The following is a 26968-nucleotide window of genomic DNA, read 5'->3' as shown; positions in this document are numbered from 1 at the left end:
CGGATTACATCAACAGGTGCTCCCCCGCGTTGTCGCCCCCCAGGATCACGTAATTCACCTTGCGGATGTCCATGAGCTGCGTGCCGCCTGAATAGCTGATCGAGCTTTGCACGTCCTGTTCCATTTCGATCAGGGTCTCGGCCAGCGTGCCCTTGATCGGCTCCAGGATGCGTTTGCCTTCCACGTGTTTGTATTCGCCTTTGTTGAAGTCGCTGGCCGAGCCGTAGTACTCCTTGAACAGTTCGCCGTCCACCTCGACGGTCTTGCCGGGCGACTCTTCGTGGCCTGCGAACAGCGAACCGATCATCACCATGGTGGCGCCAAAGCGCACGCTCTTGGCAATGTCGCCATGGCTGCGGATGCCGCCGTCTGCAATGATGGGCTTGGTGGCCACGCGGGCACACCATTTGAGCGCGGAGAGTTGCCAGCCGCCGGTCCCAAAGCCGGTTTTGAGTTTGGTGATGCACACCTTGCCCGGGCCCACGCCCACCTTGGTGGCGTCGGCGCCCCAGTTTTCCAGATCGATGATGGCCTCGGGCGTGGCCACGTTGCCGGCGATCACGAAGCTGGGCGGCAGTTTTTCCTTGAGGTAGCCGATCATGTCGCGCACACTGTCGGCATGGCCGTGGGCGATATCGATGGTGATGTATTCGGGAATCAGGCCTTCACTGGCCAGGGTGTCCACCGTGGCGCGGTCGGCTGCTTTTACACCCAGGGAAATGGAGGCGTAGACGCCAGCACCGTGCATGTCGCGCACAAATTGCACGTTGTCCAGGTCGAAGCGGTGCATTACGTAGAAGTAGCCGCTCTGCGCCATCCACAGGCAGATCTTCTCGTCGATGACCGTTTTCATATTGGCCGGCACAACGGGCAGGCGGAATTTACGCCCACCCAGCTCCACGCTGGCGTCGCATTCGGAGCGGCTCTCTACCCGACATTTGCGGGGCAGGAGCAGGATGTTGTCGTAATCAAATATTTCCACAGTCCAGTTCCTTGAATCAAAAAAGATAAAAAGCGCTTGGAACTGGCCGGTCTCTGTGCAGGGGGCACAAAAAAACCGGGCGCAACTGCTTGGGCCCGGTGCTTGATTCTAGGCGCTTGGCGGGGATGTGCATTACCGCAAGCCTTTATGGCCACTATAGGGTGTCTTGTATGGGCGCCGGTAGCTTGGGCGCCAGCTTCCTACAATCAAGGCATGCTGTTTGAACAACCCCAAGCCTCCTCCCCGCTGCTCGCCGGCCTGAATGCCGAGCAGGGCGCTGCCGTGGCCCTGCCGCCAGAGCACGCCCTCATTCTTGCTGGGGCAGGTTCGGGCAAAACCCGGGTGCTCACCACCCGCATTGCCTGGCTGCTGCAAACCGGTCAGGTGGGGCCGGCCGGCATTCTGGCGGTGACCTTTACCAACAAGGCGGCCAAGGAGATGATGACGCGGCTGACCAGCATGTTGCCCATCAACGCACGCGGCATGTGGATCGGCACGTTCCACGGGCTTTGCAACCGCTTTTTGCGGGCCCACTACAAGCTGGCGAATCTGCCGCAGACTTTCCAGATTCTGGACACACAAGATCAGCTGTCTGCCGTCAAACGCTTGTGCAAGCAGTTCAATGTGGACGCCGAGCGTTTTCCGCCCAAGCAGGTCCAGTATTTCATCAGTGGTTGCAAGGAAGATGGACAGCGTCCGGGCGATGTAACGGTGCGCGACGAAGAAACGCGCAAGAAGGTGGAGCTGTATGCGCTGTACGAAGAACAGTGCCAGCGCGAAGGGGTGGTGGATTTTGGCGAGCTGATGCTGCGCTCGTACGAGGTCTTGCGCGACAACGATGCGGTGCGCGAGCACTACCAGCGCCGCTTCAGGCACATCCTGATCGATGAGTTTCAAGACACCAATCGCTTGCAATACGCCTGGATCAAGCAATTCAGCACCCCCCCGCTGGAGGGCCTCACACCAGCGGGCAATGCCGTGTTTGCGGTGGGCGATGACGACCAGAGCATTTATGCCTTTCGCGGCGCCCGCGTGGGCAACATGGCCGATTTCGTGCGCGAGTTTCGCGTGGAGCACCAGATCAAGCTGGAGCAGAACTACCGCAGCGTGAGCAACATCCTGGATTCGGCCAATGAGCTGATCAGCCACAACAGCAACCGCTTGGGCAAGAACCTGCGCACCGATGCAGGCGCCGGCGAATTGGTGCGTGTGTTTGAGGCCACCAGCGATTTTGCCGAAGCGCAGTGGATGGTCGATGAGATGAAGCAGCTTTCGCGCGAAGACATCCCCAAGATTGAAATGGCGGTGCTCTACCGCAGCAATGCGCAAAGCCGGGTGGTGGAAACGGCGCTGTTCAACGCCAGCATGCCGTACCGCGTGTACGGTGGCTTGCGTTTTTTCGAGCGCGCCGAGATCAAGCACGCACTGGCTTACCTGCGTTTGCTGGAGAACCCCAACGACGACACGAGCTTCATGCGGGTGGTGAATTTCCCGCCGCGGGGCATTGGTGCGCGCAGCATCGAGCAGCTGCAAGATGTGGCGCGCACTTCGGGCTGCTCGTTGCACGACGCAGTGAGCGTGGTCACGGGCCGTGCCGGCGTGGCGATTGGTGGTTTTGCGGCCAAGATTGAGGTGATGCGCGAGCAGACCGTGGGCCGCACGCTGCGCGAAATCATCGAGCTGGTGCTGGCCCACAGTGGCTTGATCGAGCACTACAAAAATGAGCGAGAGGGGCAAGACCGGGTGGAAAACCTGGAAGAATTGGTGAACGCCGCCGAGAGCTTCGTGAGCATCGAGGGTTTTGGCCGCGATGCGGTGGCGATCCCGGTCGATGAGCTGGGGCAGGCAACGGTGCCGGCGCTCACACAAAGCCCGGTGAGCCAGGGGATTGATCCGAGCTTGCCCGTGATCAATGAGCCGCTCGCCCCCGATGCGGAAACCGGGGAAACGCTCAGCCCGCTGGTGTCTTTCCTGACGCACGCTGCCCTGGAATCGGGTGACAACCAGGCGCAGGCCGGGCAAGACGCGGTGCAGCTCATGACGGTGCACGCGGCCAAAGGACTGGAGTTTGACTGCGTTTTCATCACCGGCATGGAAGAGGGCCTGTTCCCCCACGAAAACGCCATGAGCGATCGCGACGGCCTTGAAGAAGAGCGGCGCCTGATGTATGTGGCCATCACACGGGCGCGCAAGCGGCTGTACCTGAGCCATTCACAAACACGCATGCTGCATGGACAGACGCGCTACAACCTCAAGAGCCGGTTCTTTGAAGAGTTGCCCGAAGCCTGTTTGAAATGGCTCACGCCCCAACAGCCGGCCTGGAGCGGTGGCGCGGGCGGCGGCACCGGCGGGTGGCAAAGTGCTGGGCGCGGTGGTTTCAATCGGGGCAGTGCGCCGGCGGCTTTGCAGCCCGCCTGGTCACCCGGCTGGGCCTCGGGCAGCGATCCCAAGGGGTTGGGCGGCAAAAGCAATCCCGAACCCGACCGCGGCACCGCCATCAAGACCGGGCTCAAGGTGTTTCACAACAAATTTGGAGAAGGCAAGGTGCTGGCGATGGAGGGTGCCGGGCCGGATGCGCGCGCTCAGGTCAGCTTCACGCGGCATGGCGTGAAGTGGCTGGCGCTCAGCGTGGCCAAACTCACGCCGGTGGACGATTGACGTCTCCCCCGAGGTTCAGGGGCTCACCCAGTGGGAACTTGCGCAATTTGAATTCTGGCGAGCGCAAAGTGGTGGCGTAGACCACCCAGGCGGGTCCGGGCAGCTGCAGCTGGCGCTCGATATCGTCTGGGGAGAGGGCCAGGATGTCGGCGCCTGGACGCAGCTCCACGACCACCACGTACTGGCGGCGTTCCGCAAACACCGGACAAGGCCGGCGCATGATCCACAGGCGGCGCACCGACGCCAGGGGGCTGAGGGAGTTGCCCAGATCGAAGCATTCGTCCGCGCTCAGGTCGTGGAGCTGTACCTGCTCCAGCAGATCCGCTTCGGAGGACACCGCTTGTTCAGCGGCTGCCTCCAGGGTTTCGAATTGCCGCAATTGCGCGCGCCAAGCCCGGCGGTCATCGGCGGTTGTGGGCTGAAAAGGCAGGCGGTCGATGAGTGCCAGGGCTTCTTGCGCAGCAGCACGGCCCATGTGGGGGCAATGCTGGGCCAGCCATTGCAGGTGCTCCAGTGCTTCAGGGTTGTTGTGTCGGCCACCAGCCAGAGCCAGGCGCCAGCGGGCCAGCGCCATGTTTGGGTTGCGCTGAACGGCCAGCCGAAACAGGGGCAGGGCCTGTTTTTCACCGTGCACCCGATGAACCCATTGCGCGAGCAGCTGTGTGGACGGCGCGTCGAGGCTGACCAGGCGGGGCTTGAGCTCGGCAATGCGCGCGAGATCGCGCTGTGCGCGGCGGTGGCCAGCCTGCCACCGCACCTGGTGGTCGACCCACCAGGCTTGGTCGAAATGCCGGATCACCCGCGGCAGGTTTTCGCCCAGCAGTGCACCGGCGTGGTGCCGGGACATGGGCGGCAATGCGAGAGGCGCCTTCAGGGCCTCGACCCGTTCTCGGGTTGTGGGGTGGGTGTCTGCGTGGTGGGACAACTCGGCGCAGATGGACGCGAGGCCGCGCTCCAGCTCATCGGGCGTGGGCGGTGCCAGCTTGCGCGTGGCCAGCCAGGCATAGGGCTTGAGTTCGGGCTCGGCATGGGTGGTTGCTTGAGCCCAGTAACTGTGCCACCAGGTTTGTGACATCTGGGGCGCGCGCAAGGCGATCTCCAGCAGCGCGTGGACCTGGGTATCGGTGCCGACCAGGCGGGCGGCGGCCCGGTCGGCTGTGTACTCTTCCTGGCGTGCGAGCGCGAAACTGCGTGCGGCCAGGCGGGGCGCGTACCAATGGACAAAGCCCCGGGTCAACCAGGCGTACACGTCGTCTTGTTCCGGGTGGCGGTCGAAGGCCTGGTCGGCCAGGCGCGACCAGGCTTTGCGGCTGCGGTAGAGCCAGGTCGCAAGCCGGCCGTCGCCCCCGCGCAGGTGCGCGTATTCGTGCGCCAGCACCGCCAGAAAGCGGGGTTTGTCGATGGTCAGCAAGAGCGGCAGGCCAACGCCCAGCGTGTTGCGAACCGGCCCCACCAAACCCAGGAGCGGCTGTTGGGTGATGTAAGCGTTGTATTCGTCGTGGATGACCACGCGGTGGATGGGCGGGCCATCCAGGCGTTTTCTCAGGCGGTCCAGGGCGCGAAAAAGCTCAGGGGCCTGATCGCGGGTGAGCTCCAGACCGTCGGGTGGGGTAATCCGGGTGAACAAGGCACCCAGAGCGACCCAGCACAGGCCGGCCCCGCCCAGCCCAGCGCCAATCGTGGGGACATACCGACCCCGGTCGAACATCAGCCAGGCGAAAAAGATCAAAGCCGCACCCAGGGCAACGCTGGCCACGGCGTAGAAATAGCCCAAAGTAGCGAACCAGGCAACGGTGCGGCGATAGGCCGCCGGTTTTTCCTGGGCATCGATCTCGCTAGTTCTGACCAAATGCAGGAAATCGGTCTGGTTCATGGCCAGTAACTCTATCACCGCTAACGTCGAGGCTGCCGCTTGCTGCAACGCATTTTTCATTCAAAAAAAGAGCCGCCCCAGCCAGGGCTGGGGCGGCCATAAGATTCGCGCTCCACTGATGGGCCTGGGCCCTGCGCGTCTCTGGAAACCAGGCAGTGGACGGGTCCACCACCTTCCCTCATTTTAAATTCGAACCACGGATCGATCAGAAATCGTGGCGCACGCCCATGCTGAACAGGGATCCGTCAGACGTCTTGTTGCCTGCGCCGTCCTTGACCTCGACGGAGCGGTACCCGGTGTACAGGCGCGTGCGCTTGGACATCGAGTAGGTAGCGCCGATACCGAAGCCCGAGGCCTTGCCCGACGTCGCACCACCGATTTCGGTCTTGCTGCTGGCGTAGGAGGCCGACAGCTTGACATGGCCCACGGGCACTTCCACGCCCAGTGTCAGTTCGGTGTCATCGCCTTTGGCGTCGGTGCCCGATCGGGTGTTGTAGCCTGCCGAGAGGCTGGCGACGCTCATGTCATACGCAGCGGCCAGCTGCAGGTACTGGTCATCCGATGCTTTCTGATCCTGGTAACCAAGCGCGGCGTTCACCGGGCCATTTTTGTAACCCAGCAGCAAGGCCGTGATTGTGCTGTCGACCTCGTCTGACTGGTCGAAGGCATAAGAAAGGCCACCATAGACGCCGCCCATGTTGGGCAGGTCGTATCGGATCTGGGCGTTTGCGCGGCTGCTGTAGTCGGCACTGGCGGACGACTTGTACACGCCATTGTTGGCCGGCGTGAACAACGAATCGAACACCGCGCTGCTGACGGACAGGGCTCGCACGTCATCGTAGACTGTGTAGCCACGGCCCAAGGTCAGCTTGCCGAAGCCTCCTATCAGGCCCATGCTGGCCTCGCCCTTGAAATCGGGAGACTGCACTGCGCCCGTGCTCAGGTCCAGACGCTGCTCGAACTTGAAGTGGGCCTTCAGGCCACCACCCAGGTCTTCAGTGCCGCGCAGGCCCCAGCGCGACGTGGTCAGTCCACCGTTGACCATCTTGGTGGTGCTTTCGCCGCCGACTTTTTCGGAGCCCAGGCCCACGTCTGCGCGTCCATACAAGGTAACGGAGGACTGCGCCATGGCGCCGAAAGAAGCGGCCAGTACGGCCAGAGCGATCAGGTTTTTTTTCATGAATGAACTCCATTGCAGGGTTTGACGAGGCCGGCCACCACCGCGGTGTCGGCCCCGCCCGTCGCGGACAGCGATCGGGTGCTGGTATTTCAGCAAACGAACATCAAATGCCTGTGACAGATCTGTGCTTTTTCAGTCATGTGGCGGCCGCGATACAGCAAGGGAATGGTCTCCGCAGGCGCTTCGCTGCGGGTGCACGCGGGGCTTTTACACGGGACTGCATTCGGCCTGCCTCTTGAACGCCGTCTTTCAGGGCAGGCAAAAAAAAGCCCCGCACCAAATGGTGTGGGGCTGTGGGCGTCGGGTTGCCCGTTTCAAGCAGCTTTGGCAGACTTTTTCACCACGGGATCCGCATTGACGGCGGCGTCTTTCGCGTTTTGCTCCAGCTGCATGGACAGATCCAGCAGCACGGCCTTGGTGGTGTAGTACCGGTCCAGACGCCAGTCTTTCATGATGTCCATCGCGAGCGAAAAATCATCGTAATCGAGTTGATACAGCTCCGCGAGGTTGAACATGGACTCGGATTCCAAAGCAAGAATGAGCTTGGAAAAGACCTGAGTTGCTGCTTTCTTCGGTTTGTTTTCGATCAGTTTGCGGGCTTTTTTAAGGGCTTGCATGAGAAGTTTCCTGGTGCAGGAGTCAAAAAGAAGTTGGCGCGCCGGGCAAGCAAATGTTGCACTGCCGCAAAGGCCTCAAGCATAGCGCTGCAGTGGTCAAGTTTCATGACGTTGCCATGACAGCGGGATGACATTGAGATCCGGCACAGGAGGATGCCCCCGGGAACGAAAAAAAACCCGGCACATGCCGGGTTTTCCTGCCGCTTGCGGTGGCGATCAGCTGCCGATCAGGCCGCCATCGTTCTTGGTGATCACGAGGGTGGCGGAACGGGGACGTTTGCCCGCACCATACCCGGCATTGGAGGGCCACTGGCTCTCAAATTTGGACGGATCGCCCACGTTGGCCATGGCCGTGTTTTCACCCGGGTGCTGGATGTTGATGAACAAGGCCTTGCCGTCGGGCGTTTCGCAAATGCCGGTGATTTCCGCCCCTTTGGGGCCCACCAGGAAGCGCTTCAGGGTGGCGGGTGTCTGGGGCTTGCCTGCGTAGGTGGTCACGGTCTTGTCACCGTATTGCAGCGTTTTCTTGCCGCCGTCACCCACCTGACCGGGCAGGGCCGCCAGCAGCATGCAGTTGGTGGTGTCGGTGTAGGCGCCGTCGTCGGTTTCGATCCAGCAGACACCCGTGGCCTTGCTGAAGACCAGACCGTCGGGCGACGACAGGTCGTTTTCGTCGGTGAGGCTGGACAGGTTGACGGTGCTGCGGTCGGCGCCGGCTTCCGATGCGAAGAGGTAGATGTCCCAGCGGAAGCCTGTGTCGGCTGGCTTGGCCTGGGCCATGCGCAAGATGTGGCCGTTGACGTTGCCTTTCTGTTCCTTGCTGCCTTTGGTGTCGCTGTAGTAGCGCGGGTTGGCCGCATCGGTGGTTTCAGCGGTGCGCTTGCTGTTGTTGGTGAGCGAGAAGTAAATCTCACCATTGCGTGGATTCACGCCACCCCACTCAGGACGGTCCATCTTGGTGGCGCCCACAGCGTCGGCTGCCAGGCGGGTGAAGATGGCCACTTCGGCGTCGGACTTGAACTCGAAAGCCGAGCTGCCTGCGATCACCGGGTTGTTCATCGAGAGTTCGATCCACTGACCCGAGCCATCGTCCTTGAACCGGGCCACATACAGGGTGCCCTGGTCCAGGTATTTGTCGCCGGCCGCCAGGCGGTTGCGCGGCTCTGCATCGGAAACGTCCCACATGGCTTTGGACACGAATTTGTACATGTACTCACCGCGCGAATCATCGCCCATGTAGGCCACGACCGGCTTGCCGGCTTCCACGGGCGAGAAAGTCACGTTTTCATGGCCCATGCGGCCCAGCGCGCTGCGTTTGCGCAGCATCTGGGTCTTGTCGTACGGGTCGAGTTCGACGATATAACCGAACGTGTTCATCTCGTTGCGGTAATCGTCCTGTGCACTGGCGCCCTTGGCACTGTTGTTCCAACGGGCGTACTGGTCACCGCTGCCGGCACTTTCCCAACCGTGGCGGCTGGCATCGCCGGCCTTGCGGCCATAGCGTTTGAGCGCCTGAACCTGCTTGTCTTTCTTGCGGGCGTCGTCGTCCTGGGCATCGCGGAAGAAATAGCCAAACCAGTTTTCTTCACCGGAGACATAGGTGCCCCAGGGGGTTGGGCCTGCGCCGCAGTTGTTCAGCGTGCCTCGCACCTGGGTCGCGTCGGTTGAATACCGGGTCACCAGGTGTTCGCTGCCCCGAGCGGGTCCGTGGATGGCGGCTTCCGACATGGTGGTCACTCGGCGGTTGTAGCCCGAAGCGGGGTTGTACATCCAGTTGCCACCCTGGTTGCGTATCTCGACCACCGACAGGCCGTGGATCATCAATTCCTTGTCGACCTCAGCGGCCGGGCGCGGCAGCGTGGCCGTACCACCATCGGCATGGATGAAGAAAGAAGACAGCTTTTCGTCGGTGGTGGCTTCGTGGTTCATCGCGATCAGGCCCCGGGCGGAACCTTTGCGAGAAGGCTTGCCGTGGTCATCCAGGCCAAACCAGTCCATGCCATCGTGGTGGTCGCCGGCACGCTGGTCAAATTGTTGGTCGGTGCCGTCGTTTTTGAAGGCCGGGACGCTGGCCGACAGGGGGTCGCCCAAGGCATAGAGCACGCGCGCGGTGTAGCCCTCGGGAACAGCCACCCGGTCGGCCATGCCTTTGGCCACGGGCTTGAAGCCCAGCGCGGTGATCGCATGGGCCATCGGTGTCATCGGTGCGCTGGTGGCGCATCCGGCCAGTCCCGCTGCACCAATCAGCCCCATGCCGGCCATGCCGATCGAGCCGCGCAGAATATGGCGGCGGCTCAGTCGGGCTTCGAGAATCTGGTCGAACTGGGGGTTGGAGGAGTTGTTGGACGCTTCCGCGTTGAAGATGTCGCTGGGGGTTTGAACGTGGTTTTTCACAGGGTCCTCTGAGTTTGAACTGATCCGGGGAACAGTGTCTTCAGGGTTCGTGAAAGGCCTGTGACGGGTTGGTGGCGTTTGTGTGTCAGACGCGTATCTGCATCTGCATCTGCATCTGCATTCAGTCGGCTCAGCGACGCGGCATGAAGGCCGGATGCAACTGGCCAGGCGCTGCGTTCATGGTGCCCTTTCCATCTTTGACCCCTTTGCGCCCCGCCAGCTCCCAAGCCGTGCGCTGGTCGATGAGATGTGCCAGAAATTCGAGCTCTTCGTCGGTGTGGTTGATGGCGCCTGCCGGCTTCAAGGCCTGCCTGGCGTTGGCATTGGGGTCAGCCCAGAAAGCCTGGTGGTACTGAGACACCGACGTCATGCGCTCGCCTGCGCAGGCCAGCTCCACCGTGCCATAGCAGTTGCAGAAATAGCTGCGCTGGTCGGGCAAGACCTCGGTGTAGACGCCAGTGCCCCGAATACCGGCGGTGAGGGTGGGCGTGACGATGGTGCGGGCGGAACCGCGTCCGAACACGCTGACCACAGCGCCTGTGAGCAAGCGCAGCAAGCTGACCGCGTTGAGCGACGATCCGCGCCCGACCTGCAGACGGGAGTTTTGCCGCACGTGAAAGGCCGCGTTGCCGATCACGAATACCAGGCGCGAAGCCGGGCCGGTGGCGATGTCATCGCCGGTCTGTATGCTTTGCCCTGGCATCCACCGCTGGCCATTGAGGGCGATGTCACCGGCCGAGTCGACCACGTTGCTGCGGCCTTGTGCCGAGGCGCCACCCATGCCGCCCATCGCCAGCCAGCCGGCGCTGGCTGAGACCACGCTTCGGCGCTGGAACCATAAAATTTCGTCTTCGCCAAGGCCCTGCAGGGTGTGTGAGGTCATGGCATGCTCCGGTGCGTTGAACGTTGATGGGTTGTCAGTCGGTTTCCAGGTTTTCGGCCGTCTCGAAACTGTCCCGGAAAGTGAAGTAGATCGAAGCGTAGAACATCGACGCCATGAACAGCGCAGAGGGATAGAGAATGAAGCTGAGTGCTGTGGCGCCGCCCAGCAGACCACCGACCAGGCTGATGAGCATCGCGCCCGCCATGATCACGCCCATCCAGGCCGCCAGATACAGCATCAATGCAGATTTATTGGTCCAGCAGGCCATCAGGCTGAAAAACAGGCTCTTGGTCGGGCTCACGCCGTGCCAGTGCACCAAGGCCGGGGCATGCCAGAACATCATGGACACCGGGATGTACATCAGCATCGCCAGCCACAGTCCCGGGCTGCCCAAGATGGTTGCAATGATCTCGGGCGTGACACCTGTCTCGGGATCGGGTGGCGGCAGATCGGGGCCAAACACCATTGCCACGCCCAGCGTGAGCAGCAAGGCAGCGCCATACAGCCCGCCCAGAATCAGCATCGCCCGCGCGCGGGCCGGGTTGCCTCGGAAGGAGCCGATCAACAGCGAGGGCATGGGGAAGCGCCCCATCGTTGCTTCGCGGCTGGCGGCCATCAGACCCAGGTTGATGGCCGGGGTCAGCACAACGGCGATCACCGTGCCCAGAATCGGAATCACGGACAGCAGCGTGACGGCCGCCATGAACATGAAGAACAGGCCTGAAATGGCGAGTGGCTGGCGCACAAATGTGCGGATGCCCAGCTTGACCCATTCGAGGCCGGTGGCGGCGTTGACCTTGCGCAATTTCATTCGGTGACTGGCTCTCAGGCGGTTTCGGCCAGCTCGTCGAGCATGGCGCCCGCCAGGTGGATGGAGTGGTGGACACGCTGCAGCAGCACACGCTCAAAATGCGTGGGGTCGTGGGGCTGGAGCATGGTGGCGTCGCGCGGCAGGTACCAGTCCCACAGGCGGGAGAGCCAGAAACGCAAGGCCGCTGCGCGCAACATGGCGGGCAGCAGCTGTCGCTCTGCCGTGCTGAGCGGTCGTTTGCGCTGGTAGGCCTGCAACATGGCCTGTGCCCGGGCAGGATCGTGTTGCCCATCCACCTCGGAGTCCCCGTGCTGCACACACCAGTCGTTCAGGCACACGGCAAGATCGAACAGAAAGCAGTCGTTGCCCGCAAAGTAAAAATCGAAGAACCCGGTGAGCTGGTCGCCGTCGAACATCGCGTTGTCGCGAAACAGGTCGGCGTGGATCGGGCCGCGTGGCAGCGCGGTGTAGGCGGGCTGCGCCGCTACATGGTTCTGGTAAGCCAGCTCGCTGCGCAACAGGGCCGACTGGGCGGCTTCCAGGTGGGGCAAGACCACCGGGGCAGTTTCATTCCACCAGGCCAGGCTGCGCAAATTGGGTTGGCTGCGTGGGTAGTCACGGCCGGCCAGGTGCATGCGGGCCAGCATGTCGCCGACCGATTCACAGTGGCGCTCAGTGGGTGCGAGCACACTTTTACCCACCAGTTTGTCGACCACGGCAGCGGGCTTGCCCTGTAGACGGTGCAAGACCTCGCCCTGAGCGTCTGTGGCCGGCTCCGGCACCGGGATGCCCTTGCTGGCCAGGTGCTTCATCAGGTGCAGGTAGTAGGGCAGCTGCTCGAAACTCAGGCGCTCGAAGACCGTGAGCACGTGTTCGTGGGTCGTGCCGTCTTTTTCGCTGGTGACGAAGTAGTTGGTGTTTTCTATGCCGCCTTCGATCCCTCGCAGATCGGTCAGATCGCCGAGGTCGAGTGTGTGGAGCAGGGCGGTGGCGTCGGCAAAGGGGACCTCGGTGTAAACGGCCATGGAGCGATCAGAAGTTGAAGATGCGCCAGCGGCTCTTGCCCGTGGATCCGGCCTTGGAGGAGTTGTCCGAGAGGTCGGCACCACCCGGAGCAGGCGTGATTTCGTAGCTAGGTGCCCCATTTTTGGGTTGTACCTCAATGCTGCGGGTCTGGCCGCCGACCCGCAATTCGTCGATGCGCGAGAGCTCGTCTTCGTGGGTGATGCGCTCAATGCGCTCACTCTTGACCACAGGGGCGCTTTCGGTTGGCGCTGCTTCGGCGGGGGCCGCTGCGTTGGCGGTTTGGGCCCATGCGCAGGGCGCGGCAACCAAAGCAAGAGCCAGGCCCAGTGAGCGGGCATGGGGGAGGGTGTGTGACAGGATAGACATAGAGGGCCTTTGATTGGCAGGTGCTCCATTGTAGGCAGGCTGGCGTCGGGTGGGCGCCAATTCGAGTTTCCCCCACAATCCAGCCATGTCCGATGAAAAAACCTCCAAACCCACCTTGTTGCTGGTCGATGGCTCCAGCTATTTGTACCGGGCATTCTTTGCCGGGGGCGAAAGCCTGAGCATCACCCTGCCCGATGGCACGGTCCAGAAGACCGGCGCAATCCGCATCATGATCAACATGATGCAAAAGCTGCTCAAGGAATACCCCAGCGCCTACGCAGCCTGCGTGTTCGACGCCAAAGGCCCCACCTTCCGCGACGAAATCTATCCCGCTTACAAAGAGCAGCGCAGCCCCATGCCAGACGATCTGCGCTCACAGATCGCACCCATCCACGAGGTGGTTCGCTTCATGGGCTGGCCCGTGCTGGATGTGCCGGGCGTAGAAGCCGACGATGTCATTGGTACGCTAGCCGTGGCCGCCGCGCAGCAAGGCATCGAGGTGATCGTCTCGAGTGGCGACAAGGATCTGGCGCAGCTGGTGAACGAGCACATCACCATCATCGACACGATGAGCGGTAAAAGGCGCGACCTGGCGGGCGTAGAAGCCGAGTTTGGCGTCCCGGCCAGCTTGATGGTTGATTACCAGATTCTGGTCGGTGATACCGTGGACAATGTGCCCGGCGTGCACAAGGTCGGGCCCAAAACGGCCGTGAAGTGGCTGCTCGAATACGGCTCGCTGCAAGCTATCGTGGACAACGCGGCCAATATCAAGGGTGCGGTGGGAGAAAATTTGCGCCAGGCGCTCGACTGGTTGCCTACCGGGCGGCGCCTGCTCACGATCAAGACCGACTGTGATCTGGGTGGTTGGGTGCCCGACATGCCTTCGCTTGAGGCCATCCGCATGGGTGAGCCTCAATCAGACGCCTTGGTTGGCTTCTACGAGACCTATGGATTCAAGGGCTTGGCCAAGAGCCAGGGCGGCACATCGGCGCCTGCCGCGCCTGCCGCCAAGGCCAAGGCCAAGGCCAAAGGTGCCAGTGCCCCGGCTGGGCCTGGATTGTTTGACGAAGCGAACCCCGCAGAGCCGGCCCCGGTCAATGAGGCCTACGAAACCGTGCTCACCTGGGAGGCGTTTGATGTCTGGATGCAGCGCATTGAATCCGCTGAGCTGGTGGCGGTGGACACCGAAACCACCTCGCTGGATGAAATGGTGGCGCAAATTGTGGGTGTTTCATTCAGCGTGAAACCGGGTGCTGCAGCCTACATTCCCTTGGCCCATGCCGGGCCGGATGCACCCGAGCAGCTGCCCTTGGACGAGGTATTGGCCAAGCTCAAGCCCTGGCTGGAGAACCCGTCAAAACACAAACTCGGCCAGCACATCAAGTACGACAGGCATGTGTTTGCCAACCATGGCATTGAGGTCCAGGGCTATGCGCACGACACCATGCTGCAAAGCTACGTGCTGGAAGTGCACAAACCCCATGGCCTGGCCAGCTTGGCCGAGCGCCATTTGGGGCGCAGCGGCATCAGCTACCAGGATTTGTGTGGCAAAGGCGCGCACCAGATTCCGTTTGCGCAAGTGGAAGTGGGCAAGGCGGCGGAATATTCCTGCGAAGACAGCGATCAGACGCTGGACGTTCACCTGGTCTTGTGGCCTCAGCTGGAAGCCGACGACAAGCTCCGGTTTATCTACGATCTTGAAATCGCCAGCAGCGAGACGCTCTACCGCATCGAGCGCAATGGTGTCTTGATCGACGCGCCGACCCTGGCCAAGCAAAGCCATGAAATCGGGCAGCGCATCCACGCGCTGGAGCAGGAAGCCTACGAGATCGCAGGGCAGCCGTTCAACCTCGGTTCACCCAAGCAGCTGGGCGAAATTTTCTTTGACAAGCTGGGCATGCCCGTGATCAAGAAAACCGCCACAGGCGCGCGCAGCACCGACGAAGAGGTGCTGGAAAAACTCGCCGAAGACTATCCTTTGCCGGCCAAACTGCTGGAGCACCGTGGCCTGTCCAAGCTCAAAGGCACGTACACCGACAAGTTGGCCCAGCTGGCGCTGCCCCGCACGGGCCGGGTGCACACGCATTACGCGCAGGCGGTGGCGGTGACGGGGCGCCTCTCGAGCAACGACCCCAATTTGCAGAACATCCCCATCCGAACGCCCGAAGGCCGGCGAGTGCGCGAGGCCTTTGTGGCGCCCGCCGGCAGCCTGATCGTCAGCGCCGACTATTCGCAGATCGAATTGCGCATCATGGCCCACATCAGCGGCGACGAGGCCCTGCTGCGCGCCTTCACCGCCGGCGAGGATGTGCACCGCGCTACGGCGGCGGAGGTGTTTGGGGTAGCGCTGGCCCAAGTGAGCGCCGACCAGCGCCGTTCGGCCAAGGTGATCAACTTTGGCCTCATCTACGGCATGGGCGCCTATGGTTTGGCCAAATCCTTGGGCATCGACAACTCCGCCGCCAAAAACTACATCCAGCGGTATTTCGAGCGCTTTGCTGGCGTGAAGCAGTACATGGACGAAACCCGCGCCATGGCCAAAGAGCGAGGCTATGTCGAAACGGTGTTTGGCCGCCGCCTGCAACTCGCGGGCATCCAGAACGCCAAAGGCGCCACGCTCGCCGGCCTGGAGCGCGCAGCCATCAATGCGCCCATGCAGGGCACAGCGGCCGACCTGATCAAACTGAGCATGGTCGCGGTGCAAAAAGCGTTGGACGAGCAGCAGCGCACCACCAAGATGATCATGCAGGTGCACGACGAACTGGTGTTTGAAGTACCCGAAGCGGAAGTGGACTGGGTCAAATCCGAGGTGCCACGCCTGATGGCTGGCGTGGCCGATCTCAAAGTGCCGTTGTTGGCCGAGGTGGGTGTCGGGGCCAATTGGGATCAGGCGCATTGAGCGCCTGGTTGGTGTCTGGGCCTGCCGTCAGGTCACCGGGTGGATCACCTTGGTGTAGGGGTGGGGTTCGCCCTCGGCCCACCAGTTGACCCAGATCCGGTCGCCTTTGCCGGGTGCGTCGGGTTGGATGGTCATCATGTTGCGGCAGCCAATCATGCGGTGGCTGGTGGTGGGAAATTCGTACATGGCGCCGGTGATGCCGCGGTCGATGGTTTCCACTTGTTTGCAGGCTTGTTCCAGGAAAAACAGCGCCACGCCCAGCGGCGGCGGGTGAACCACGCCGCTGGAGGTGAGTTGGTTGACGATGCGGGCGTTGTCTTTGGCGTCGGAGCGGTCGGACTCGATCACCCCCACAGCGGCCACGTGCACGTCGCCTGAAAGGATGGTGACGCGGGTGCCGGTTTCGCTGGCTTTGAGCAGGCGGTGGATCAGGCGCAGGCGCTCGGCTTTGTGGGGGGGGCTGGTCCAGTGGTCGCGCAGGTCGTCTTCGAGCTCTTGCTGGCCGGGAAAGACGCCGAGCATTTTCTCCAGCAGCTCAAAGCTGGGGTGCACCACGGGGATGCTGCTCATCACGTAAAGGTGTTTCATGTCGCCTGTTTCGGACGCTTGCTCGTCGAGCCATCGGTACACGGCGCGCCAGCTGGTTTCGCTCATGACCTGTTCGGCGAAGAGCTGGCCGCCGGTGGCGCTGGTGTCGCCGTGGCGAGGGCTGCGTTCGCTGCGCATGTCGAGCACGAGCAGCCCGGTGGTTCCAAAGCGGTAGCCGCTGTTGTGGTGGTCTTGGGCCGGTAGGGTGGCTGGTGGCCGGGTGCCGTGGATCATTTGCCGCTGGAAGAGCTCGAAGGCTGCACTGGCGGCGGCGTAGATGCCCTGGAAGACGGGGCTTTCGTGGAGGTCGGTGGGGTGTGAGCCCCAGCCGTCGATGATGTCGTGGTCGTCCCACATCATGACCGCGGGCACGCTGGCGAGCATGGCCGCCTGCTCGGGCAGGCCCCAGTGATCGATGTAGAGCTGGGCGTAGTGGGTTTGCAGGGCGGCTTGGAGGGTGGCGGTGAAGGGGGCACGGATGCGTTGTGTCCAGGGCAGTTCGGTCCAGTCGAGCAGTTCGGGCAGGGCGGTCCACATGTCATCGCTGTAAATCTGATCTCCGCCCATGAGGAGGAGGTGGAGGGGACCGTAGGTGGTGCTGTCGACGCGGTCGATTTGCTGGTGGAGCCGAGCCAGGCGCAGCCAGAGCGCCTGGGGCTCTTTGAGGCTCTTTTTGACGCGCAAGTCGGAAAACCCGTTGCACGACACGTAGCCCAGACTGGGCGCGCTGCCTTTGGGTGGCACTTGGAAGCGGTGGGCCTGGCCGTTGCATTGGTAGTCGATGGCGATGGCCGCGCTGCTTTGCGGTACCGCGATATCGACGCGCCAAGCGGTGCTGCCAGGCAGACCGGGCACGGGGCTGTCGGTGGGGGCGGTGGCCTGAGCCGGTGGGCTGCATTGCACGGTGGGCTTGGGCTCGCCAGGCGCGGCGATGAGGAGGAGACTGACGCCCCACGTGTCATGCTGATTGCCGAGAAACTGCAAGATGGGGCCGAGCATTGCCATGGTGTCCTCCTGGGGATGGTGTTCAAAACTCGCGCAGTGCGCGGCGTGGCTTTTGCCGGAAGAGGCGCGAGGCACGAATTCCAAGGCAAGCCTGGACGGCTTGCCTTGGAATTCGCAACGAAGTGCATCGCCCGCAAAACCACGGCCCACAAGGGTTCGGTCCAAAACGGGCGTCTGACGCACCTGTTGGCTTGCGTGTGCCCAGTGGCACACGACACGCCAAGCCGGCACGCCAGCCATCCCTTTTTGGACCCGAACGCGCATCGCGGGAGTTTTGAACACCATCCCTAGATGCGCGCAGGCGCTCAACACATTGTGGGCAGTGAGATGGGTCTGTGCAATACCCCATCAGAGGCATCGAGGTTGCAGGGGCGGGCGGACGGGCGCGGGGCTTGTGGCTACACTGGTGCCGAGTTTCCCGTGGGTCGGCAACCCGTGTCGGCGCTGGGTCTGCCTTGCCCAACCGTTTGACTTGATTGGAGTCTGTTCATGCAATCCCTTGACCACTTGGACCACATTGTTGATGGCGAGGCCTTGCTCGGCGCGGGCCTGGCAGGCGGCACAAGCCCCTCGCGGCGCACAGCGCTCAAGGCGGCGCTGGGCGTGGGGTACGCGGCGGCGGCTTTGCCCATCATGGCCCAGACCGCCATCAAGACATCAGCCGACGGCTTGACCGTTGGCGAAGTGATGATTGATGTGAACGGCTTCAAGATGCCGGCCTACCGGGCCGCACCGGCGGGCAAAACCGGTTTGCCCGTTGTGCTGGTGTTGTCCGAAATTTTTGGCGTCCACGAACACATCGCCGACGTGGCCCGGCGCTTTGCGCAAGCCGGGTATATGGCGATAGCGCCGGAGCTTTTCGTCCGCCAGGGCGATGCTCAGGGTTACGGCGAAATGGCCAAACTCATCTCTGAAGTGATCGCCAAGGTGCCCGATGCCCAGGTGATGGGCGATCTGGACGCCACCGTGAAATGGGCGGCGGCCAACGGGGGTGACATCAGCAAACTGGGTGTCACCGGGTTTTGCTGGGGCGGACGCCAGGTGTGGCTCTACGCCGCGCACAATCCGGCTGTGAAAGCGGGCGTGGCCTGGTACGGCCGGCTGGTGGGGCAGGTGTCCGATCTCAACCCGAAACACCCCGTGGATATCGCCGGCCAACTGAACGGACCTGTGTTGGGCTTGTACGGTGGTGCCGATACCGGCATTCCCCTTGACACGATCGATAAGATGAAAGCTGCTCTGGCCGCAGGCAATGCCGCTTCCAAAGCGTCGACCTTTGTGGTGTATCCCGAGGCTCCCCATGCTTTCCACGCCGATTACCGGCCCAGCTACCGCAAAGAGGCAGCGGAAGACGGCTGGAAACGCACCGCGGCCTGGTTCAAAGCGAATGGCCTGGGTTGAACCTGCAGCTTCGCCCAATACCTCAGGGCCGCGCGAGCGGCCCATTTTTATGGGTGGGCCCGGGTGGGCGAGAATGCCGGGTACCTATCGGGATTTCTGGGAGTTTTTTTGTTTGACCTGACCTTGATCGCCATACTGATCGGTACCATCGCGGCCGGTGTCGGCAGCGTGTGGCTCGCCGCCGCCCTGAGCCTGGCCATGCTGGGGCGCTTCACCCAACACATGCTGAGCCTGGCGGCGGGCGCCTTGATGGCAACCGCTTTCCTGCATTTGTTGCCCGAGGCCTTCGAGAGCCAGGCGAGCGCACACGAGCTGTTCGCCATGCTGCTGGGCGGGCTGGTGTTCTTTTTTCTGCTCGACAAGGCAGAGTTGTGGCACCACGGTCATGAGCACAGCCAACCACCGCTGCCGCAAGCCGGTGGTGCAACGGACCAGGCGGTGGGGCACGCGCACCATGCGCATCACCACGATCACGGTGGCAAGAGTGGGGGATGGGCGGTGCTGGCGGGTGACAGTGTGCACGCCTTTGGCGACGGTGTGCTGATCGCTTCCGCTTTTCTGGCGGACATGCGCCTGGGCATCGTCACCTCACTCGCGGTGCTGGCCCATGAGGTCCCTCACCACATTGGCGATCTTATTGTGTTGCGGCAAACCTCGGGGACCCAGCGTGCAGCGCTGATCAAGGTGTCGCTCGCTGGCACTGTGACCGCGCTGGGTGGCCTTGCGGGTTACTTTCTGCTCTCTTCGCTGGAGAGCTTCATTCCCTATTTCCTGGTCGCCGCATCGAGCAGTTTTGTGTACGTCGCCCTGGCCGACCTGATTCCACAGCTGCAAAAGCGCTTGAGCCTGCGTGAGACTGTGGCGCAGGTGAGCTGGCTGCTGGCGGGTATTGCGCTGGTCACGCTCATCAGTGGGCTCGCACACGGGCAGTGACGAGCGCGCCCCGGTGTGTGACGGCGGTCACCTTAGTCGACGCTGCTTCCGAAGCCGAACCGGAACGTTGATCCCTGGCCAACCAGGCCTTCGCCCGCCACCATGCCGCCGTGGCGCTCGATGATGCGGCGAACGGTCGCGAGACCGATGCCCGACCCTTCAAACTCGTTGGCCGAATGCAGCCGGTTGAAGGGTTTGAAGAGGCGGTCTGCACGGGCCATATCAAAGCCCGCGCCGTTGTCGCGCACATAAAAGACAGGTTGTTCGGCGCTTGATTGCCCATGCTGTCCCTGCCGTCCGATCTCGATCCGCGGGCTCGCTTGATGACGGCTGTATTTCCAGGCGTTCCCCAGCAGGTTTTCCAGGACGATCCGGCACAGGTGAGGGTCGCAACAGGCCACGAGGTCGGGTTCGATGTGGATGTCCACCTCTCGCCCGGGATCCCTTTGTTGTTCAATGGTGAGCACGTCGAGTGCCATGTGGCTCAGGTTGACCTTGTGGCGGCCCAGCGCGTTCTGGCTGACGCGGGCCAGTGCCAACAGGTCGTTGATCAGATGGCCCATGCGGGCTGCGGCCCCTTTGACGCGGCCGATGACGTCCTGGTCTTCGGCTCGGATACGGTCCGCCATCTGATCTTGCAGCACATGCATGAAGCCGTCGATGGAGCGCAGGGGTGACTTCAGGTCGTGGGACACGGTGTATGAAAAACTGTCCAGTTCGCGGTTGAGGTATTCCAGCTGAGCGGTGCGCTCCGCGACCCTCAGCTCCAGGGTTTCACGCAGCTTCTGTATTTCGCGATCGCGCCGCAAACGGATCAGCTCGGCGTTGCAGCGGCTTGAGAAAATGCGCATCAGCGCCTGCAATTCTTTCGTGTTGGCCCTATGGGAGGACCACAGGGCCTTGAGAATGCCGATCGGCGATCCATCCGCGTCGAACAGGGCCACACCCAGGTAGGTTTTGCAGCCTGCGCCAATGGGAAGCCGGTCGGTGGGAAAACGCTCGTCCAGGCGGTCGGCGTAAAAGCAGTCACCAACATGCCCTACAGCATGCCCGCAGGGTGTGCCTTCGGTCTGGTATTCGATGTTCGGCACCGGGCCGCCATCGAGGTATGCGGCCAGGGCTTGTACCGTGCCAGGCGTGTGAATTTCGCCCACGATCACCAGGTCCGCGCCAAGAGCCTGAGCCATGTGGCGAACCAGTGAGCGGAAGAATGGCAGCCCTGTCTCGCCAGAAACGCCGGTGGCCAGATCGAGTAGCAAAGCCTCGCGCCGCTTTTCTTCGGTCACGCTCATGGTGAAGGTGAGTACCGAGGCTTCTCCCTCGATCTCGATCATTTCTGCCCAGAGCCTCACGTCTGTGGCGAGTCCTTTTTGGTTGCGCATGCGGGTCTCATAGGCATTCAACCGACCTTCGGCGACCAGCGTGGCGATGTAGTGCTTCTGACTCGCCTCGCTGAGCCAGATCGGGGCGCTGGCTGCATGGGTTCCGATGAAGTCTTTGGGTTTGTAGCCGAGCACATGTTCATTGGCGGGGTTGGCCTCGATGAACCGGCCATCCGACAGGCGCGTGATTGTCATGCCCAACGGGTTGAAATTGAAGGCTTTGGAGAACCGCTCCTCGGACTTCTCCAGCGCGTGGCGGGCGCTTTCCTGCTCACTGATGTCTTGTACGATGATGATGGCCAGCCTGTCATCACCCTGGATCACCAGTTCGGCCGACACCTGGGTTTCAAAGCTGGAGCCGTCCTGGCGCAGGGCCGAAGAACGGAAGCTGTCCACCCGCCCCGCTGTTTCAAGTTGGGATTGAAAGCGGGCCTGGTCCGACGCGCTTGCCCACAGTCTTGGGGTTTGGTGCTTGGTCAGATCCTCAGGGCTCAGGTCGAACATGCGCACAAAGGCCTCGTTCACTTCCAGTACTTCCTGCGTCGTGGCGCGCTGCACCAGTGTGGCAGCGGGGTTGTTGCGGAAAAGCGCAATGAACCGGCCCTCACTTGACCTGAGCTGGGCCTCGATGTGTCGTCCTTGGGTCAGTGCTTGCTGCTGGTTGGCGAGCGCGTCGGTCAGCAGCCGGCGTCCGTAGTACACGCAGACCAGCGCGATGATCAGAACGGCACTCTGGGTGATCCAGACGGCCAGTCCCACGTCCAGATTGTTCCGGCGCAGCCAGCCCATGTTTTCAGCCGCATTCAGACCTGCCAGTGAGGTGATACAGATCACCGCAGTCACGATGAGGGGCCTGACATTGAGCAACGTTCCGGCGCAGATGACCGTGGCAATCATCACCAGCACCGCCGCGCTGCGCACTGAACCTTGCATCACGATGGCCAGGATGGAGCTCACCATCATCGCCGTCACGATCAGATTGACCGCCAAAATCTCGCGGCCGCGGTGGAACAGCACATGGGCGGTCCATAGAAGCAGGCAGAGCGCTGAGGTGGTCCACCACAACGGGGTAGATCCTTCCTGGCGGTAGATGGCAAGTGCAACCAGTGGCGTGCAGACGCTCAACGTGAGCAGAAGGGTGCGGACCGCAGTGCGTTGGTAGGGGGCCAACGACTTCGACGGGTCCGGGTCTGGATGTGGCGTTGCGGTAAAACCAGCTTTGGAACCATTCATCAAGAAACGGCCCCGGAAGAGAGAGGCGGTGGCCCGAAGCTGAAAAACACCGTGGCGCCTTGGCCCACAACAGCCTCGGCGTGCAGAGAGCCGTTGTGGCGTTCAATGATGCGCCGCACAGTCGCCAAACCCATGCCGGATCCTTCGAATCCTGCGCTGGGCATGTGCAGGCTCTGAAAGGGCTTGAACAGCTTGTCGGCATGCGCTGTTTCGAAGCCTGCGCCATTGTCCCGGACAAAAAAACCGGGCGCTTGATGGTCTGCGCCTGAAGGAAGGGGGATTCGCCCGACCTCAATCATCGGCGCGGCCTGGTCACGGGTGTACTTGACGGCATTTTCGAGCAAGTTCTTGAGCACGATGCGGGCCAGGCGCGCGTCCGCATGCGCCACAAGGCCCAGCTCAATGCGCGTGCGCAAGTTGGCGCGAGGGTGTTTTTCCAGGCACCGCGTGAGCTCTTCCTGGGCGATCATGCTCAGGTTGAGGCGTTCGTGGTTGATTTGTTGCTGGCTCACATGGGTGAGGGCCAGCAAATCGGCCATCAAAGTGGCCATTCGGTGGGTAGCGCCCAGCACCCGCGCCATGAGGTGGCGCTCTTCATCATCGAGCCGGCCGTCCAGGCGCTCACTCAGCAACTGGGTGAATCCGTCAATGGCACGCAGGGGCGTCTTGAGATCGTGTGATATCGAATAGGCAAACGAATCGAGCTCGGCGTTGAGCTTGTGCAGCTCGATCGTTCTTGAATGAACGCGCTGTTCCAGCGTTTCGTTGAAATTTTGAACTTCCCGGTCGCGCTGAAGCCGCAGGAGTTCGGCGTTGGCCCGGCCCGCGCAAATGGCCATGAGCGCAGTTGCTTCCACAGGGTTGTCCAGCGGCTGATGCCAAAGCGCAACCAGGACCCCCACGGTCTTGCCCGATGGGTCGCGCAAGCTCTGGCCTACGTAGGCCTTGAATTTTCCTTCTACCAGTGCAAGGTCGGAGGGGAAAAGCGCATCGACCTGGTCAGGGTAGACGCACAGGTCGTGCTGACCTGAGGCCAGTTTGCACGGGGTGCCTTCGAGGCTGTAGGTGAAGTTGGGCGCGGGTGCGCCGTCCAGCCAGACGGCCAAGGTGTTGACATCGCAGCTGTTGCTCAGCTCACCCACCGAGACCATGTCTGCCCCCATGGTCTTGGCCATGGTTTGCGCCAGTTCGGCAAAAAACGCGTGCCCTGTATGGCTGGCCATGCCGTGCGCGAGATTGAGCAGTTGCGCCTCCCGCCGTTTTTCTTCGCTGACGTCAACAATGCAGGACAGCATGCAGGGGACATCGTCGATGTCGATCTGTTCGGCCCAGATTTTGGCGTCCAAGGTACTGCCATCGGGGCGAGTCATCGACACTTCCTGTGCGTGCAGGTGCCCTAGGGAGGCCAGGCGTTGAACAAAACCTTCGCGGTCCTCAGGCTTGAACCAGGGGCCGGTCTCGGCCGCAGGGAGGCCTTTGGCATCGGAGCGCTTGGGCGCACCGGCAATCCCCTCGTTGCGGTTCATTTCGATGACGATGTCGTCTTGCAGCCGGGTGATCACCAGATGGAGGGGGCTGAAGTTGAAGGCTTTGGAAAATCGCTCTTCAGATCTGAGGAGGCGTTTCAAGACCTCGTTTTGATCGGTTTCATCGCTCACCGTGGTGATGACCAAATGTTCCTCGTCCTCCAGGCCAATTTCGCTGGATATACGCCCCTCAAAGCGTTCTCCGTCGGCGCGAAGTCCAATGGCTGCTGCGCGATGAATACGCGTTTGTTCACGCAGTTTTTGCACATGTGCCGCGCGCTGGTCGGGCAGGGCCCACAGGCATTCGTCCGTTCGCCCCAGAATCTGTTCGCGTGTGTAGCCATAGCAGGCTTCAAAGGCGGGATTGACATCCAGGATTTCACCCGTGGTGGCAGCCTGCGCAATCATGGGGCTCGGCGCGAAACGGAAAATTCGGGCCGAACGATCCAAGGCCCGGTCGCGCTCCTGCTCGATCGCCTTGCGCGTTTCCAGCTCCTCCAGCCGATGCTGCCAGGCCGTATCAGAGCGCCGCCGCGAAAAATACACCAGAGCGGCCACCACCAGAAGGCAGGTGCTTTGAGTCGCCCAGACCTTCAGGCCCACTTGCATGTTGGGCGTCGGCAACCATCCCTGCAGTTCTGCCCACGCCAGAACGCCCAGCGACACCACACTGATTGCGATCGATACCAAAAGGGCTCTAAACCCCAGCAGGCTCCCAAAGCCCGCGACAGCCGCGACAAAAATGAAAGCGGCCACACTTCGAACGGAGCCAAAGCTGTAAATGCCGAAAATGGCCGCCCCCATCGCACCAAACCCCAGGATGTGCGCTGTGTAGAGCGGGCGACCGATGTGGATCAGAAACACCACCAGAAAACTGACGGCGGCAATCAGCAGGGCAGACCAGACATCCATGCTGCTGGGCGCATCCAGGTACATGATGATCGAGAGCGCAGCCGAAATGATCCCGACGAAAATGGCCAGCTTTCGGAGGGTTTCTGTCCTAAACGCAAGGTCGCCGTCGTTTTTGGCCAATGGTCGACCGGACAAGCTCATGTGGGGCACCGCAATTTTGACGGTGATGGTGATGTCATGGGTGTTGGGTGGAGGTGTAAGACGGGGAACTCGATCTGTTTATCGAACGGTTTTTCGAAATCTTGATGCCCTGACCGCTGGAAGGGGCCGGTAAATCGGATCCAACGTGCAATAAATCAACTTCTCGCAACCGGCAATCCCGGTGTGTTGCTCCATTCGCTCCAACTGCCGGGAAACAGCGCTGCGCGCCCCAGTCCGGCCAGTTCCATGGCCAGGATGTTGGGCGTTGCGGTCACACCGCTGCCGCAATGGTGCACCACACAGGCGGGGTCTCTGCCGGCCAGCAAACGGTCAAATTCCCTGCGCAGTTGCGCTGCCGGCTTGAAGCGGCCGTCGGGCGAGAAATTCTCGGTGAAAGGGCGATTGATGGCACCAGGGATGTGGCCGGCAACAGGGTCCAGAGGCTCCACTTCGCCTCGAAACCGGGGCGCGGCGCGGGCATCGATCACAGTCTGTGAAGGTGAGCCAAGCTGATTGGCCATGCTGCTGGCTTGCACCGTGGTGGCCAGTGATGGACCGGTTGTAAAGGGGCGATCCGGAAAGCTTGCAGGTGGCAAAGGCTCACCAGACTCAACTGAATACCCGGCTGCGTGCCAGGCGCCAAAGCCGCCGTCCAGAACCGCGACCGCTTCGTGACCACACCATTTGAGCATCCACCAGAGCCTGCCGCAGTAGTGGGCGCCTTGTCGGTCGTACACGACCACTTGCTGATCCTGCGCCAGACCGACGCTGGCCAGCCATGCTACAAACGCCTCGCGCTCAGGCAGCGGGTGTCGGCCAGCGCTTGCTCCATTGGGGTGGGCTTTATTGCTCAAATGCCGATCGAGGTGGGCGTAGACCGCGCCAGGGATGTGCGCTTGGTGGTACTGGGCTGCGCCCGCTTCGGTGTTGGCGAGATCGAAGCTGCAATCAAAGACCAAGGGTCGGTCAACGCCGCTTCGTTTGATGGCTTCGTGGAGGGTTTCCGCTGTGATCAATGTGGAATGCATGGCGCATTCTGCGGCATCGCATCGCGTGTGCCAATGGCTGGAAACATGGGTGTTGTGCGATGTGCACCAAGAGGTTGGCGATGCACTTCACACCCGGTCTTTCAGATGAAAACGAGTTTCATTTAAACGGGGGGGTAGGGTGTCTTGCCTGTGATGAAATCATTGCCCGCTCGACCCTTTGCCTTTGCCGAGGGCGCCCATGGCGGAGGCGCTGGGCCCCGGTTCCCGTGGCGTCAGTGCTCTTCGGCGGGGGCGTTCGGCACCCTGCGCTCACGCAACACCGTGGCTGTGATGCCGCTGACGATGATGAGCCCCATGCCAGCCCAGCCAATCAAGGGCAGACGGTCTCCAAACAAGGTCAGACTGTAAATGCCGGCAAAGACGATGCCGGAGTACTGCAAGTTGGCCACGACGAGGGTGTGGCCGCTGGCATAGGCGCGGGTCATGCACAGCTGTCCGAGCACCGCCAACATGCCAATCGGAAACAGCCACAGCGCGCTGGGCCAGGTCCAGACGTGCACGCCCATCACGCCCATGCCGAGTGCCCCCACCAAAACTGCGCCGCATGAAAAATAGAACACGGTGCGGCTCTCTGGCTCGCCGGCCTTCGACAGTGCGGCGACCTGCAGGTAGGCGAACGCCGAAAAAATACCGGAAATCAGGCCCAACAGCGCTCCACCCATCTGGTTCTGGGTGAAGCTGGGTTGCAGCATCATGGCCACACCGACGAACCCACTGATCACGGCGATGAACAGCGGTGCTTGCTGGCGAATGGGTGTCTGCCGGTTCTGAAGCAACACCGCTCCACCCAGCAAAAAAGCGGCAATCCATACGCTGCTCATGTAGTTCAGCGTCATGGCTGTGGCCAATGGCAGTTGCCCAATGGAGTAGAACCAGCTGGACAGTGCGGTGACGCCCACCACGCTGCGCCACAGGTGCATCATGGGTACCTGGGTTTTCAGCGACACGCCACGGGCCCGGGTCAGCCCGATCAGGAAGATCACGCCCACCAACCCGCGGTAGAAAACAATCTCAAAACTGTTGAAATCGTCGGATGCGTACTTGATGCACACACCCATTGTGGCGAACAAAAAGGCGCCGAGCACCATCCACAAGGCTTGCATATTGGT

At 61.9% G+C, this 26968-nt stretch carries 18 protein-coding genes; 4 read left to right on the top strand and 14 right to left on the bottom strand.

Going from position 1 to position 26968, the window contains the following annotated elements:
* Positions 1-4: 4 nt before the first annotated feature.
* Entirely contained in the window at positions 5-982 is a 978-nt protein-coding gene (locus E5678_RS07830) for a GMP reductase (RefSeq protein WP_136177996.1), read from the bottom strand.
* 213 nt (positions 983-1195) lie between these two features.
* Between E5678_RS07830 and E5678_RS07825 the strand changes: the two genes are divergently transcribed.
* Positions 1196-3640, top strand: coding sequence for a UvrD-helicase domain-containing protein (locus tag E5678_RS07825; protein WP_136177995.1), 2445 nt, complete (start codon positions 1196-1198; stop codon positions 3638-3640).
* On the opposite strand, the gene E5678_RS07820 is transcribed toward E5678_RS07825, so the two are convergent.
* From E5678_RS07820 to E5678_RS07785, 8 genes are all read right to left on the bottom strand, one after another.
* On the bottom strand, positions 3621-5513 hold the full coding sequence (locus E5678_RS07820; protein WP_168708514.1) for a M48 family metallopeptidase: 1893 nt from the start codon (positions 5511-5513) through the stop codon (positions 3621-3623). The two genes, E5678_RS07825 and E5678_RS07820, sit on opposite strands and share 20 nt — an antisense overlap.
* Positions 5514-5718: 205 nt before the next feature.
* The gene (locus E5678_RS07815; RefSeq protein ID WP_136177993.1) at positions 5719-6693 is read right to left on the bottom strand and encodes a porin; all 975 of its coding nucleotides are present in this window, start codon (positions 6691-6693) and stop codon (positions 5719-5721) included.
* Between the two features lie 314 nt (positions 6694-7007).
* Positions 7008-7310 (bottom strand): hypothetical protein, encoded by a 303-nt coding sequence (locus E5678_RS07810; RefSeq protein ID WP_136177992.1) that lies wholly within the window; start codon positions 7308-7310, stop codon positions 7008-7010.
* A 216-nt stretch (positions 7311-7526) separates the two neighbouring features.
* Positions 7527-9704, bottom strand: a complete 2178-nt coding sequence (locus E5678_RS07805; protein WP_136177991.1) for a PhoX family phosphatase — start codon at positions 9702-9704, stop codon at positions 7527-7529.
* Positions 9705-9834: 130 nt separating this feature from the next.
* Positions 9835-10587, bottom strand: coding sequence for an iron dicitrate transport regulator FecR (locus E5678_RS07800; RefSeq protein ID WP_136177990.1), 753 nt, complete (start codon positions 10585-10587; stop codon positions 9835-9837).
* Between the two features lie 34 nt (positions 10588-10621).
* A complete protein-coding gene (locus E5678_RS07795; RefSeq protein WP_136177989.1) occupies positions 10622-11398 on the bottom strand; it encodes a BPSS1780 family membrane protein in 777 nt (258 codons plus the stop codon).
* A 14-nt stretch (positions 11399-11412) separates the two neighbouring features.
* On the bottom strand, positions 11413-12423 hold the full coding sequence (locus E5678_RS07790; protein ID WP_136177988.1) for a homoserine kinase: 1011 nt from the start codon (positions 12421-12423) through the stop codon (positions 11413-11415).
* A gap of 7 nt (positions 12424-12430) precedes the next feature.
* Entirely contained in the window at positions 12431-12790 is a 360-nt protein-coding gene (locus tag E5678_RS07785) for a hypothetical protein (RefSeq protein WP_136177987.1), read from the bottom strand.
* A gap of 85 nt (positions 12791-12875) precedes the next feature.
* Here E5678_RS07785 and polA point away from each other — a divergent pair, with 85 nt between their 5' ends.
* Complete coding sequence (gene polA, locus E5678_RS07780) at positions 12876-15689, top strand: DNA polymerase I (protein WP_136177986.1); 2814 nt, start codon at positions 12876-12878, stop codon at positions 15687-15689.
* 27 nt (positions 15690-15716) lie between these two features.
* Here the strand turns inward: polA and E5678_RS07775 are convergent, their stop codons facing one another.
* On the bottom strand, positions 15717-17282 hold the full coding sequence (locus tag E5678_RS07775) for an alkaline phosphatase D family protein (protein ID WP_168708513.1): 1566 nt from the start codon (positions 17280-17282) through the stop codon (positions 15717-15719).
* A gap of 489 nt (positions 17283-17771) precedes the next feature.
* On the opposite strand from E5678_RS07775, the gene E5678_RS07770 reads away from it, so the two are divergent.
* On the top strand, positions 17772-18683 hold the full coding sequence (locus E5678_RS07770; RefSeq protein ID WP_136177984.1) for a dienelactone hydrolase family protein: 912 nt from the start codon (positions 17772-17774) through the stop codon (positions 18681-18683).
* Between the two features lie 117 nt (positions 18684-18800).
* Entirely contained in the window at positions 18801-19616 is an 816-nt protein-coding gene (locus tag E5678_RS07765) for a ZIP family metal transporter (protein ID WP_136180686.1), read from the top strand.
* A 32-nt stretch (positions 19617-19648) separates the two neighbouring features.
* On the opposite strand, the gene E5678_RS07760 is transcribed toward E5678_RS07765, so the two are convergent.
* The 4 genes from E5678_RS07760 to E5678_RS07745 form a co-directional block, all read right to left on the bottom strand.
* A complete protein-coding gene (locus E5678_RS07760) occupies positions 19649-22231 on the bottom strand; it encodes a PAS domain S-box protein (RefSeq protein WP_136177983.1) in 2583 nt (860 codons plus the stop codon).
* The gene (locus E5678_RS07755; protein WP_136177982.1) at positions 22231-24810 is read right to left on the bottom strand and encodes a PAS domain-containing sensor histidine kinase; all 2580 of its coding nucleotides are present in this window, start codon (positions 24808-24810) and stop codon (positions 22231-22233) included. Before E5678_RS07755 ends, E5678_RS07760 begins: the two co-directional genes overlap by 1 nt.
* A 155-nt stretch (positions 24811-24965) precedes the next feature.
* Positions 24966-25838, bottom strand: a complete 873-nt coding sequence (locus E5678_RS07750) for a sulfurtransferase (protein WP_136177981.1) — start codon at positions 25836-25838, stop codon at positions 24966-24968.
* 233 nt (positions 25839-26071) lie between these two features.
* Positions 26072-26962: a DMT family transporter gene (locus E5678_RS07745; protein WP_136180685.1), complete on the bottom strand. Its 891-nt coding sequence runs from the start codon at positions 26960-26962 to the stop codon at positions 26072-26074.
* Between the last annotated feature and the right edge of the window lie 6 nt (positions 26963-26968).

Source organism: Hydrogenophaga sp. PAMC20947 (genome assembly GCF_004795855.1).
Taxonomy (GTDB): domain Bacteria; phylum Pseudomonadota; class Gammaproteobacteria; order Burkholderiales; family Burkholderiaceae_C; genus Hydrogenophaga.
The sequence above is the reverse complement of the archived record's forward strand: the minus strand, read 5'-3'. Positions and strand labels throughout refer to the sequence as shown.